This is a genomic window from Paenibacillus sp. FSL R7-0652, from assembly GCF_038595045.1.
In the GTDB taxonomy this organism is placed as follows: Bacteria; Bacillota; Bacilli; order Paenibacillales; family Paenibacillaceae; genus Paenibacillus.
Genome location: NZ_CP152001.1, coordinates 3535008 through 3548402 on the forward strand (window position 1 = coordinate 3535008; position 13395 = coordinate 3548402).

Here is a 13395-nt window from a genome sequence, read left to right on the forward strand (position 1 = left end):
ATGCAGCATCCTTAAATCTGACAAATTGTAAATGTTCGTAATAATGATCTTTAATCATTAAAGAAGGAAGATAAGTGATACCATAGCCCTTTATAACGTAGTCAAAAAAAAGTTCCCATGCTTGGGGACTTTTTAATTTTCCAGATATTCAAACATACAGCCCATAAAATATGAAAGGGGTCGTGAATGTGAGTTTTGAAAAAGCGAAAAAAATACTAAACAATCGCTCTAAAAGTATTTAGTTTCAATCAAAAAATAACAGGGTGTAATCGAATTAAGGTTAAGACAGCTTCGGGTGAATTTTAAGAGTCTAGAGTTGGAAAAGGAAGTTATCGCGATATTGTTCTTCTGCAGCCAAACAGTAAAGTTGAAAATTTAAATGATTTGAATTATTATTAAATCAAATGATAGAATTAACTATCATTAAATTAAAAGTTCACGCTATTTTCGAATTATACAAGGAGAGGAATGATGAAAATGACTACCAATTCAATTCCCCAACCCCCAACATATGGTCCGTTGGGTAACATGCCGCTAATTGATCCTGACCAGCCCTCACTGACTTTAGGGACATTGGCAGAAAAATATGGACCTATCTTTCGTTTTACTGCACCAGGGTTCTCAACGATTGTGCTCTCTGGTCCTGATCTAGTCGCAGAGGCATGTGATGTGAACCGATTTGACAAATATGTCTTTAGCGAGTTACAAAATGTCCGTGCTTTTGGCGGTGACGGTCTGTTTACAAGCTGGACACACGAGCCAAACTGGAGAAAAGCACACAATATATTGCTTCCGACATTCGGAAAACAGGCGATGAAAGGATATCACCCCATGATGATTGATGTCGCCGAACAGTTAATCCTGAAATGGAAGAGACTGAACCCTCAGGATTCGATCGATGTCGCTGACGATATGACACGTTTGACCCTGGATACCATAGGTCTTTGCGGGTTCGATTATCGGTTCAATAGTTTTTACCGCGAAGAGCATGCACCTTTTGTAAAAAGTATGGTGCGGGCCTTGGACGAAGCCATGCACAGAAGTTCACGCATGAAAATTCAGAATATGCTGATGTTTCGAACCAAAAAACAGTTTGAATCAGACATCGAGACGATGTTTACACTGGTTGACCAAATTATTGCTGAGCGAAAGGCGAGTTCTCAGGCAGGGAAAACGGATCTTCTTGCGCGCATGCTGGAGGGCCGTGATCCTGAAAGTGGGGAAAGGCTGGACAACGAAAATATTAGACATCAAATCATCACCTTTTTGATCGCTGGCCATGAGACCACAAGCGGCTTATTATCCTTTACACTTTATCTCCTGCTGAAGAATCCGGAGGTTCTCAAAAAAGCACAATTAGAGGTGGATAAGGTTCTGACAAGTTCTACGCCTTCATACGAAGAAGTACTCCAGCTCAAGTATATCCGTTTGATCCTTAATGAATCGTTACGGCTATGGCCGACTGCACCGGGCTTTGAAGTTTACGCAAAAGAGGATACAGTTATTGGGGAGAGATTTCATATACCCAAAGGCCAAAATCTCAGTATACTTCTTACTCGGCTTCACCGTGATCGCACCGTTTGGGGAGAGGATGCAGAATTTTTCAGACCAGAGCGGTTTGAAGACCCGACTAAAGTGCCTCATCATGCATACAAACCTTTTGGTAACGGCGAACGTGCTTGTATCGGGATGCAGTTCGCCTTGTACGAAGCAACTTTGGTTGTGGGCATGATCCTAAAGAACTTTGAACTTAATGACTTTAATAATTATCAATTGGATGTTAAACAGACGTTGACCTTGAAGCCTGGGGATTTTCAGATTCAGGCTAAACCCCGGGATCCAGAAACACTAACGGATTCAACAACAGCGTCTTTGAACTCGACTTCTGTACCAACTCAAGCTGACAGCACTACTGGGACAGTCACGGTCCTAAGCCAATCTAACCAATCTGCTGCAAAGAATGGTGAACCGTCATTATTTGTATTATATGGCTCCAATTTAGGTACAGCTGAAGGCATCGCTAGGCAAATCACACACACAGCCCTTGGTTATGGGATCCAAACCGAAATAGCATCACTCAATGACTGGGCAGGGAGATTGCCGAGCCAGGCTCTGGTCATTATTGTTACTGCATCCTACAATGGCAAGGCTCCTCACAATGCAACAAAGTTCGTCGAATGGTTAAAACAAGCTGAAGCAGGTGCAGGGCAAGGAGTACGTTATGCCGTGTTTGGTTACGGTGATCGAAGCTGGTCTGGAACATATCAAAGCATCCCGCGTTACATTGATAATCAAATGGAGACTATCGGAGGAAAAAGATTATTATCTCGTGGGGAAGCTGATGCAAATTCCGATATGGAGCACCAGGTTAAGAATTGGCTGCGTGGGATGTGGACTGCGGTAACGAAAACATTGGGAGTGCAGTCTGACCCAGTCAAACCAAAACTTCCATCGGGACTGAAAATGGAATTCGTTAATGAACCACCTCAAATTCCTTATATAAAAACATATGGTGCTTTTTATGGGAAGGTTACCTCTAATCACGAGTTGCAAGCTCCAGATAGCGGTCGAAGCACTAGACATATTGAAATACGTCTACCCGAAAATATTGGTTATCAAGAGGGCGATCACATTGGTGTATTGCCATTGAATTCAAAAATAAACATCGAACGCGTACTGACCCGCTTTAACCTGGAAGGTGGGGAAATGATCCGTTTGAGTGCGGATGTCAAACACCTAACACATTTACCAATGGACCGGACGATAAACGTCCGTGAACTACTTCAAAGCTGTGTAGAACTTCAAGAACCGGCTACTCGTTTACAATTACAGGAATTGGCAACGAGCACGGTTTGCCCGCCTCATCGGAGGGAACTAGAGGTTGTGATGGATGATGAACATTACACCCGCGAGATTCTTGACTTACGAATAACTATGCTGGACCTGCTGGAGAAATATGAGGCCTGTGAGTTAAATTTCTCCAGATTTCTGGAGATTTCAACACCACTCAAGCCTAGATATTATTCTATTTCCAGCTCTCCACGCCTTCAGCCTGAACAAGTAAGTATAACTGTTGGTGTCCTTAGAGATCCTGCATGGAATGGGAAAGGTGAGTATGCTGGGGTAGCTTCGTGTTACTTGGCAGAACGAGTTCCTGGAGATCGAGTATTGTTATTTGTAGAAACCCCGGAATCTGGATTCCAACTTCCAAAAGATGCCAGCGTACCTATTATCATGATTGGTCCAGGAACAGGTGTGGCTCCGTTTAGAGGGTTTTTACAGGCTAGATACGCGCTTAAACAAGAAGGAGTCAGCCTCGGAGATGCACATCTATTTTTCGGATGCAGGAATGACGCCGACTTTCTTTATCGGGATCATTTGCTTAAGTTCGAGCAAGAGGGAATTGTAAAGGTGCATACTGCTTTTTCCCGTATTGACGGGGAACCCCGTGTCTATGTTCAAGACCTAGTTAAACGAGCTGGATTAGAGATCATGGATCTTTTAGACCGACAGGGCAAGATATATGTGTGCGGCGACGGCAGACGCATGGCTCCAGCAGTCGAAGAGACCTTGAAGGAAACTTATCAGAAAACGAAAAATGTGAAACTGGAGGAAGCAGAATTATGGCTTCGACAGATGCAGGATGAGGGTCGATATGTCAAAGATGTATGGGCAGGTTATTCCAGTACCTCTGAAGTAGTCGGTATCAAGTGAATTAAAAAAACAATGGACATTTACATCCTTTTTCTTGCGTGGCAACAGGTTATCGATGGACATATTGCAAGAAATTATGAAAACAGATCTGGTAGTAGATACTAAAGGACTGGCATGTCCTATGCCGATCGTAAAAGCAAAGAAACCGCTGGATGGTCTTGAAACCGGACAAATCATAGAAGTAATATCAACGGACAAAGGCTCCGTTAATGACTTTCAAGCTTGGGTAAGACAAACCAAACACGAATTGATTTCCTATGAGGAAGACAACGGTATTTATAAGTTTTACGTTAAAAAGATTTAAATAAAAACAAAGCGAACACGCAGTAGTGTGTTCGCTTATTTCAAGCCTTCATAATTTATAGTTACGCTGAGAGAGCAGTAATTTTCTTCTCTATAGTGACCCTGCGGGCAGGATTTAGCAGAACATTCAGCGTTATTTACGACATGGAGTTTATTGCTGTTATCCAAGGAACATATGTACAAAATACGAGTTTTGTGAAACAGTAAGTAAATTAAATGGATTTTTACGAATTTTAACTAATCAAATTCGACTTAAGCACCAGTTCATTGTCGTTGCGTTCGCCCATTTCATAAGCCACGATCTCGTTATTAAATAGATATTTTATATCTGGACTCTTCTACATTTTAAGAATTCCCTTCTCAACATGAACCACCTCCTTAAATTTTCCCATTACGTTCCCCATGCGTCATATTCATACTGAGCTACTTCTCAAGTTCCCGGCTGTATGTAATCGTAAGTTATCTCATGTCCCTTTGGATCAATCAAGTAATCAATGTTTAGATGTATCTCTAATCGGTAATCGGGCTAGGATCTTGTCCATTTTGGCAATCGGTACAAGTTTCTTGTCAATAGCATTGAGATTTTCTGAGGTGTATGAATCGTTTCTTTGTCTGATGCGGACATTTCCATTTAGATCTAATCGAATTGCCCCCTTGCAATTCAAACTTTCTCATCAAAATATTTGTTTTGGTAGTATTTTTTCTCCTATGCAGGTGCACTCACATACTGGCTTGCGGGTGTAGCATCACATACCAAACATGTGTAATGTATAGAGATTTAATATGCTTTGCATTGTATTCTTGGCTCTTTGGTAAGAGGCTTTTCAATATGTAGAAGAATCTTAACGTCTAAATATTGCTCCATGAGATAGACAACTTTCCTCATAATGGGCCCTGTAATTTTCTGAATTATAGTTAGTTGTCTACGCCTCCAGTGATTACAGCACATAGTATGTGGAGAAATATCACGGAGGTGAGTTCATTGATTAATCATCATGGGAAACGGATTTGTAGACGTAAATTCAAAAAACATTTACATTGCGGTGCGAAGGTTAAGGTAGTAAAGGTTAAACCTAAGGTTACAGTTAATGCACCACAAGGCGTACCAGGGATTCCTGGTCCAATAGGACCGATAGGTCCCAAAGGGGCCACTGGTGCTCAAGGGATACCGGGGCCAGTCGGATTGCAAGGGATTCCTGGTATACAAGGACCCGTGGGTCCGGCTGGTGCGGTCGGAGCAGTTGGCCCAGCAGGTGCAACTGGAGCAACAGGTGCAACTGGAGCAACAGGTCCTGCAGGGCCAACGGGGGCTGGAATCTCAGATTTCCTAAGTGTTTTCCGAGCTGATCCCGGCACAGGTACGGACACCGTTCCAGGAAACTCGCCAATTACGTTGACTGGTGTTTTGGCTAACGTGGGGGGGGCCTTTACATTCGTGCCGCCATCTTCAACGATAACCATCAATGAAACAGGAAGTTACTTTATCTCTTTCTCCATTCATAATCAGGGCGATGCCGATTTCAACCTTACAGTGAATGGGACTCCCATCACACCCGTGCCTTTCACAGGTAATGGCGGAGGCCCCATATCTGCTGAAGTTATTATTACGGTCACAACAGTTCCAACAACGATTCAACTGGTCAATGCGAATGCAACTCCTGCACAGTTGCATAATAATCTGAATACCACGGTGACTATTCTGAAACTGACTCCTTAATGTCGATCCACGATATAGTCTATGTCAGCATAAAAATTAAAGTATATGCTTTTTGTCCACTCCATAAGTCTATTTTTGAAAAGATAGTATGGATGGCTAGGGATTCAGAAGCGGCGGGATGCTGTTGTTAAATAGACATTCCTCTGCTCTTTTCCTTTCGTAGCCGAGACCTAAGTGAATTCCTGCACTAACAAATCCTTCAGCTTACATCACCTACAGTTTCTCTTTCAATCAGAATAGAAGCCATACTGTACTGCGCATATGGCCTCTATTTTTTGGCTGCCCTCTCCTGCTGCGCTCACATATGAAATGCTTTCCAGAACGACCCTTCTGTATTGATGATACTTATGATCTGGCTGAACGGAATTGTAAACGTCGGAAATCCTGCTGCATATGGGGCTATATCATACGGATTGAAATACAAATGCAGCGCATCTGCTGTTACGAAAAATGGCTGGTTCGCACTTATTCCAGTGTACGTATCTGGAAAAACGTAGGAATACTGCGGATCATTTTTGATCTGTTCCCCTACAATCTGACTTAACACCTTCACATAGTCACTGTTGGGCTTAAACAGATCCTTCAGCTCATACAGTCGGCCATCACTCAGATTAATAATGGCATATACCATCGTTGGCATTCCATGTGCTGCGCCAGCCGGGTAATTGTAACCTGTCAACTGCAGTTGAAGCAGCAGCTGCTGATAGAACGTAATATCAAAATCACCCGTATACGTATAATCCAGCTGCTGATCTGCCGGGATCGCTTTGACCTGGGATAGTTCTTTCAACCTGGCATTCAGCTGATTCTGCTCTGCTTGATTACTTAATCCTTCAACCTGCGGATAGTAGACAAGATAATCCCGATTGGGTTTATATTTCTCCTCCCGCACTCGATAAGGCGGATTTAAGGGTACGATCGTATTTTGCTGCCAGATGATCTGTCCGGCCCGATTCACATAAGATAAACGCTGGTCTACAAATACTTTAATAAGATCCGGCGCCACAACTTCCATAGAACCTGCCCCTGTCACACGAGGATACCCTGAAGCCGGTCTGCCGCTCAAATCCAGCAGGTACGTCTGTATGCCATCTGATGCGGAAGTAAGGCCATGTTTGTAATTTTCTACATTACGATAGATGAACTCTGTTAGTCTCCTACCGTTTATCTCTGCTATGGCATACAACGAACCGATATATGGCTGCTCCGGATCGATGGCTTTCCCGAGTGCATATCTCTGCTCACCTAGCTCCCGAATATCGTTATAAGCGGGTTGAATTACAAAGGATCCCTGCTTATTAATGACACCATAGCTCGATTTGTAATCCTCTGCCGTATTAACGATCGCCTGCCCGTTGTGAAAAGGAAATGCCGATGTAAACTTGGGTTGAATGCGAATATTACCCCGTTCATCAATGTAACCATACTTGCCCGAGGACTCTTTTTGAAAAGCGAGCCATCCATCCCCTAGTGGTCCTACATAAGCATATGGATATGTCGCGATCCGATTTCCGTTTCGATCAATGAGAGCATACTCCTTATCTTTAATCTGTACTACCGCTTTCCCCTGCTGAAAATCATTCGCCGAGGCAAATTGTGCTCGTATTACTTCATTTCCCGAGGCATCCAGATAACCATACAGGATTGACGAACCATCGGTCTGATTCGGATTAGAATCGTAAAACATCGCTCTGCCGTCATGCATGTCTGAAATAAACGGGTATGCCCGTTTGGTCAGTACGATGCCCTGCTCATTAATCATCTTGAACCCTTGAGAATCAATAGCCATGGCCCGTTCTTCGGAAAAAGAATTAATCGAATCATACACAGGCTGAACCACATACACCCCCTGAAGATTAATGACCCCGGCACGTCCGTTTTTCACGACAACTGCCAATCCATTCGGCTGAAAAGACTGAGCCTCCTCCAGCACCGGCTCCAGACGAACATGTCCCTGCGCATCCATGTATCCCCAGCGAGTCCCGTTCGTTGTTCGAACAGAGACCGGATACAACCAGGTTGTGACTCTGGCATGGATGCTGGTATCCATGGCCTGTTTAATCTTTTTCTCAAGTTTAAGCAGATTTTCTCTCGAAGGATACGCTTCCGGGAAGCTCAGCGCTTTCTGAACCGAAGTAAGTGCAGCCGCATATAAACCCGCGTGATACTGAGCATCCGCAAGGTAATACCAATAGAATACATAATCCGGATAATGCTGCGTGAGCTGCTTGTAATACTGAACTACTTTGGGATAATAAGCCCGGTACGCATCCTTTGCGGGAATCCACTGGCCCTGATGCCACCGAATGATTTCCACTCGATAAGCTTCCCCCGTATCATGAATCCATAACGCGACCTCTACCTTGCCGTCTCGACCATGCACACCCGGTATATCGATAATTTCGGCGAAGCTGTAATATAAATCGTCAGGAGCAGTATCCGTGAGACCGGACTCGGCCCATTCATATACCGCGAGCTTAGACCATATCGCACCGATCTGCCAGCCCACAATGAGATTGTTTCTTAACGTTGAAGTTACAGGTGCTGCCGTCAACATGGTAACTCCATAACCCAATCCCTTGGTCAGAGCCATCTTGATCCAATGTCCTTGAACAAACTTTAGTATAAGCAAATACAGTTCGCTATTCAGCTGATATACAGCGGCAATCTCCGGCAAGCCGTCACCTGTGAGATCAGCCGCATACACGGCCGGATGCTGTATTGGTTTATCAATCGTTACGACCGCTGCACCCGCCGGAATATGCTGGTTTACAATTTGCAGTAATAGCGGTTCACTCATCGACATCTCCGCTTCCTCCCTTATGACCGCATTCGCCTAATGGTATGCATCATAACTCGGGATATGACATGAAAATGCCTCCACTTCACTCTTCAAGAAGAGCTTCTGTATTCATTCTGACATTAATGTTGTTGATTGCAGCATGCTCAAACTCAGGTCATAGTGAACTTCAAAGTTGGGCATTTGATGTTGTAACGTGGAAGAATGGGATTTACAAGGTGACAAATGAAACTGTTACTAAAACTGAAGTTGAAATCGAAATTGGAATAATTAAAAAACACTCTACAAATGAAAGTAATGAATTACCGAATCTGTTTTCCAACAAGTATAAAAAAGGGACAAAATTATTTAAAGTAAGAAATGTCGAGACAACTGATTATATCACAGTAAAAGATGATGAGACTTACTACAAAGCAGTAAAGATGGATGGAATGAATACAGCGGCCAATTAAGGCAGTTGTATTCATTCCATCATTTTATTGAATACACTCCTCTATTAGTGTCAATTCAGAAATAATCTTTTACTCTTCTAAACTGACCTTTTTTCCATCGATAAGGAGATAGCTTACCTCTTTCACCGGAACCGTCTCGGATGATATCCATTTGAGCAGGTCGTTGTCCAATTGAATAAATCCGGATCGAGCAGCCCGTTTCGTGCCGTCAGTCAGATGCAGTTCGATATTCAAATCCTCCATACGGATTCGACTTAGATCATCGCCGGTTAACGTAATACCGATTGGAGAAAGGGTTACCTTAACATGCGTGTCTGCATTCCTACCAAGGTTTACATGTCCGCTTTTACTTGCGTTATGCTGTTCCAGATTAAAGCTCGTTTCCCACTTTCCTTGAATAACTTCGCCAATATTGGTGAAACTCCCCCGGAGCTTAAGCTTATCTACAGCATCAACTGCAGTAAGATCGTACACATATTCGATATAATCTCCACCATAACGAACGCCATCTTTCATATAATGACCATAGCTGATGGAGTATTCGGGAATATCCAGCTTATGCCCCTGCGCATCTGTAAAATAGAAAAATCCATGATTGTATCCCCCCATCTCATTATCCGGGTTAATCTGCACATGAAGCTTTCCATTGATGAAGCCGATGTTGGATATATGCATCCAGTCTACACCCGGAACGGAGATATTCGTCTGATCCTTTCGCAGTACCTGGAACGAATTTTTATCCATTTCATTCGCGATTTTACCACCCAGTCCGCTGATTTGATCTTGATTTAATAATTCATAGCTGCTTTGATCTCTATTTTTAAGCAGTGCATTCCAATCTATATGAATAGAGTATCCATCTTCCCGCGCCGCTCCCGACATCAATGTATTGATGCGGATCGTCATCCGATTGCTGCTGCCTTTACCTTGCGTTATGAAACGGACAATGGCAGTTCTTGAAGCTTTATCATAATGAATCGTTTGGGCATTGCTCGCGCTGCCTCCACTTAATCTGTAATCATATACATCAAGGGTTTCGTCAATACGATCACTTGTCAGATCTGACACGGAAGCATAAACTTCCGCCGCATCTCCATCCCGGACTGCTCCAATAACCTCCATACGTATGCCCTGATCTTCACTTACTCGATGTACAGGCTGTAGGATATTAATCCGATCCAATCCTAGAAATTGAAGAACGGAAGTCAGATCAATGATCCCGATTGAAGCTGCCGCACCGGTCACAATGCATAGAGATAACACTGCCGCCACGGGAATATAAAAGACTTTACGGTATCTTTTCATGTTTTTTATGTTTCTCTCGGCATGGACAGACTCGTCGAACAATGATCTTGTTGGCATCACACTTACATTTGAATCCGATTCGTATTTTGCTACCTTTTCATAAAACATACTTTTAATATTGGAAAGGTTCTGTTCAGTGAATTGATGTTTGGAATCTCCCACAGGATCGCCTCCTTTACTTCCTATTGTTCCACCATGTTCTCAACTGCTGCCTGGAGCGGTACAACTTGTTATGAACTTGTCTGACCTGCAGTGATAAAGCTTCTGATATTTCATGCGGCTTCTGACCCTCATAAAAGCGGCGTTTCAAGATCTCACGTTCAGGTTCTGGAAAAGATTCAATCAATTGTTCCAGTTCTGCGTCCGTCTCTTTACTAATCAGCTGCATTAAAACATCCTGCGTTCCAACCGAATGAATATGTTCTTCGTATGTAAGTTCGGATCTCCGATTCATTTTCCGATAACGATCGATAGCCTTATGTTTAGCTATTGTCGCCAGATAATTTTTAAGACTGCTTCGACTCGTTTGGAAAGCCTCCGGACGCTGCCAAAATGTAAAAAATGTATCTGCTACACATTCTTCGATCTCTTCATTAGAAGCATGACGGAGAATAGAATGAGCAATCTTCCACAACAGACCCGAATAGTGGTTCATCACCCATTCCATCCCTTCAGGATCACGATTCGCTACAGCCTGCCTGATTTCTTCTTCTTTCACAGCCTTACACGCCTCCTTCCAAATGTAACTTTCATTTCCCAAGCAAAAGATTGCTTTCTTCTTATATTCGTTTCTCCAATCCATTTTACTTACAATCAACAACAAAAAAAGCAAGGGCTCGGCCACCTGCTTTTTTGACTATTGCAATAATCTATTGTATTGATCTATAACCGGGTAGAAATTTCAGCTGTAGGCTGGAGGAACTCTTTCATATGAAGCTCAGTACATGCCTAATAAGAAAAATCCATCATGCTAAGCTTATGTCTGCTCACTGAGCTGTACATATTGAGCAAGGCGGCAGTACTGATCCAGCAGCTGCTCCTCATGCCCTTCACCAAGTGCTGCCCGGCGGCCGGCTTCCACTACACCGCTGATCAATTCATGAAGGAAATGCATCTGTAGTCGCTGTGCATCAAGAGCCATATGCTCCAGCAGCTGCGTATCTCGAATCGTAAACTGAGATAACCCTCGTAAAAATAATTCCTCGGACCAGCCGCGTAATTGTTGAATCAATCCATTATCTTCTTCCAAAACGTCCTATCCTCCCACTACCGGAATCCAGCTTCAAACTCAGCAGCGTCTTGCCCTTCAGGAAACTGATCGGAGTGATCCGCTTTGCCTCCAGTCGCACAAACGCATAAAAATGCTCCAGCTTCTGTGAACCAAGTCCCGATTCCAGTCGATTAATCATAGACTGCCAATCTGAAGAATATGGAAGGGTGAGAGGCAGGCGCCTTCCTTCTTGATCTTCCACCGTAAGAATTAGATCCTGTGTCTGCTTATTGAACGTATGCTCGACAATCCGAGCTGCTTCAATCAATGCGAGTCGTTCTTTCGGTTCAGTGAATAACGAGGTGGAGTCCGGCCGCTGCTGAAGCGCAGCAGAGATATCCATCATATACGCTCCGAAATGAACCTCAGATACATTCGTACGCGGCAAAATCGTAAGCTGGGCTCCATCACCGGACGATATCCGGCGTTCTTCGTTCACTTTAACAGATTGGAACTGAACTTCTTCTCCAGTAAACCGGCTGAAGGTCAGACTTGGAAGCCACGGGGTGAATGCTCCATAATGCTCTGCAAATGAGAATTGCTGGTCTTCGTAATAGACTGCACGCACATCACTGTACGTATAGATTTTTCTATCGTCAAAACAGTAGAAATAATACGTAATGCCGCGAAAACCTGAACGCGTCTCCCAAGAATCAGCCCCCAGGCCATAGAGATGAAGTGAAGGTACAGTAAAATACTTGCTTCGAAAGCTTCCAACGAGTTGGCTCTGCTGTTTGACAGAGATATCGCCTTCGACAAGCACCTCTAACGCAAGATAAAGTTTACTTATACGCTCCAGCATCGTCTGCATGGAGAAGCGAACATGTCTTTTGAAGAAAAGCTGAAGCTCTCCCTGAATCCCGCGCAGGCTGCGTTCAATATCCGGAAGGTTACCGCTGTGTGCAGCAATCGCCAGCGTCTCCAGCTGCGCTAAATACGACTGCGGCAGCCGTGCCAGCCCTGTTTTAAGGATGCCTGCAAGCATTTCGCGGCATTCGCTAACCGTTTGAAGCGAGAATTTCGCTTCATATGCGCGCATACTCAGAACCTCCGTATCATCCAGCCCATGAATCATACGGTACCGCAGCAGGGCTTCAAGTTTAGCCATCTTCCCTGCAGTCTGCTTCCATTTGCATAGAGCTTTGGTCAGATTAGGTTCTTCTGTGAAGGAAACCTCAATATCTTGACGTTTCAAAAGAACTGTCAGAAGCGTGTCCGCTGTGATTTGAATTTCTTCAGGGTAACGCAGGCGAAAAACAACTTCTTCAACCAACGTTGAAGTATACGATTTAATCAGCGCTGTCAGATCGGCTTCAAGCATCCACTGAAAACGGGAATTCGTTTCCACCGACTGAGCATGCTGACTATAACCCGAATGATTTGTCTCCTTCACCAGAGGAATCGGCTGATCGCCAGAATCGGAAACGGAACTGGAATCGGCATGCTCCGCTGATGCTGAGGGTGATTGATGTCCATCAAGAGACATAGACAAAGGCTCAGGCTCTTCTGATGCCGAAGCTGCTGCAGACACATCTTCTTCTGCTATCTGCTGCCGCTGATCATAAACAATTGCAATCAGTACATGTTTGCAGATATGTTCCGATGGACAAGAGCACTCCCACTTATCCAGTGAAGCATAGAGGGTACATTCCGTACCCTCACTCAGCTGACAGATCACCGATGTCTCATTCCATGTGTACTGGACAAGAATCCCTTGATCCAGCTCTTTAAGTGCCCTTTTATATAATCCCTTATTAGCATAACGAATGAGATAATCCTCTGTGCAGCGTTTCGAAAAATGCCTGAACTGCTGCTTGAATTCACTCATACCCAC

Annotated in this window: 9 protein-coding genes; 4 read left to right on the forward strand and 5 right to left on the reverse strand. The window is 43.9% G+C overall.

The features are described from left to right. Positions 1-471 precede the first annotated feature (471 nt). The 3 genes from MKY97_RS15650 to MKY97_RS15660 all read left to right on the forward strand — a co-directional run bounded on the left by MKY97_RS15650 (position 472) and on the right by MKY97_RS15660 (position 5734). A complete protein-coding gene (locus MKY97_RS15650) occupies positions 472-3714 on the forward strand; it encodes a cytochrome P450 (protein WP_342556349.1) in 3243 nt (1080 codons plus the stop codon). 76 nt (positions 3715-3790) lie between these two features. Beyond that, the gene (locus MKY97_RS15655) at positions 3791-4018 is read left to right on the forward strand and encodes a sulfurtransferase TusA family protein (protein ID WP_342556350.1); all 228 of its coding nucleotides are present in this window, start codon (positions 3791-3793) and stop codon (positions 4016-4018) included. 981 nt (positions 4019-4999) lie between these two features. Further along, positions 5000-5734 (forward strand): collagen-like protein, encoded by a 735-nt coding sequence (locus MKY97_RS15660; RefSeq protein WP_342551284.1) that lies wholly within the window; start codon positions 5000-5002, stop codon positions 5732-5734. Positions 5735-6032: 298 nt separating this feature from the next. Here MKY97_RS15660 and MKY97_RS15665 read toward each other — a convergent pair whose 3' ends face one another. Then, positions 6033-8540, reverse strand: a complete 2508-nt coding sequence (locus MKY97_RS15665; protein WP_342551285.1) for a WG repeat-containing protein — start codon at positions 8538-8540, stop codon at positions 6033-6035. A gap of 62 nt (positions 8541-8602) precedes the next feature. Here MKY97_RS15665 and MKY97_RS15670 point away from each other — a divergent pair, with 62 nt between their 5' ends. Continuing rightward, a complete protein-coding gene (locus tag MKY97_RS15670) occupies positions 8603-8986 on the forward strand; it encodes a hypothetical protein (protein ID WP_342551286.1) in 384 nt (127 codons plus the stop codon). A 69-nt stretch (positions 8987-9055) separates the two neighbouring features. On the opposite strand, the gene MKY97_RS15675 is transcribed toward MKY97_RS15670, so the two are convergent. The 4 genes from MKY97_RS15675 to MKY97_RS15690 all read right to left on the reverse strand — a co-directional run bounded on the left by MKY97_RS15675 (position 9056) and on the right by MKY97_RS15690 (position 13395). Next, complete coding sequence (locus tag MKY97_RS15675) at positions 9056-10453, reverse strand: hypothetical protein (RefSeq protein ID WP_342551287.1); 1398 nt, start codon at positions 10451-10453, stop codon at positions 9056-9058. A 13-nt stretch (positions 10454-10466) separates the two neighbouring features. Continuing rightward, entirely contained in the window at positions 10467-11009 is a 543-nt protein-coding gene (locus tag MKY97_RS15680; protein ID WP_342551288.1) for a sigma-70 family RNA polymerase sigma factor, read from the reverse strand. Positions 11010-11267: 258 nt separating this feature from the next. Next, positions 11268-11540, reverse strand: a complete 273-nt coding sequence (locus tag MKY97_RS15685; protein ID WP_342551289.1) for a hypothetical protein — start codon at positions 11538-11540, stop codon at positions 11268-11270. Then, on the reverse strand, positions 11527-13395 hold the full coding sequence (locus MKY97_RS15690; protein WP_342551290.1) for a hypothetical protein: 1869 nt from the start codon (positions 13393-13395) through the stop codon (positions 11527-11529). The genes MKY97_RS15685 and MKY97_RS15690 overlap by 14 nt, the downstream gene beginning before the upstream one ends.

Bases quoted from the DNA above. Each gene is read 5' to 3' on its own strand.
- MKY97_RS15650 (WP_342556349.1), top strand. From the start codon at position 472: ATGAAAATGACTACCAATTCAATTCCCCAACCCCCAACATATGGTCCG.
- MKY97_RS15655 (WP_342556350.1), top strand. From the start codon at position 3,791: ATGAAAACAGATCTGGTAGTAGATACTAAAGGACTGGCATGTCCTATG.
- MKY97_RS15665 (WP_342551285.1), bottom strand. From the start codon at position 8,540: ATGTCGATGAGTGAACCGCTATTACTGCAAATTGTAAACCAGCATATT.
- MKY97_RS15670 (WP_342551286.1), top strand. From the start codon at position 8,603: ATGAAAATGCCTCCACTTCACTCTTCAAGAAGAGCTTCTGTATTCATT.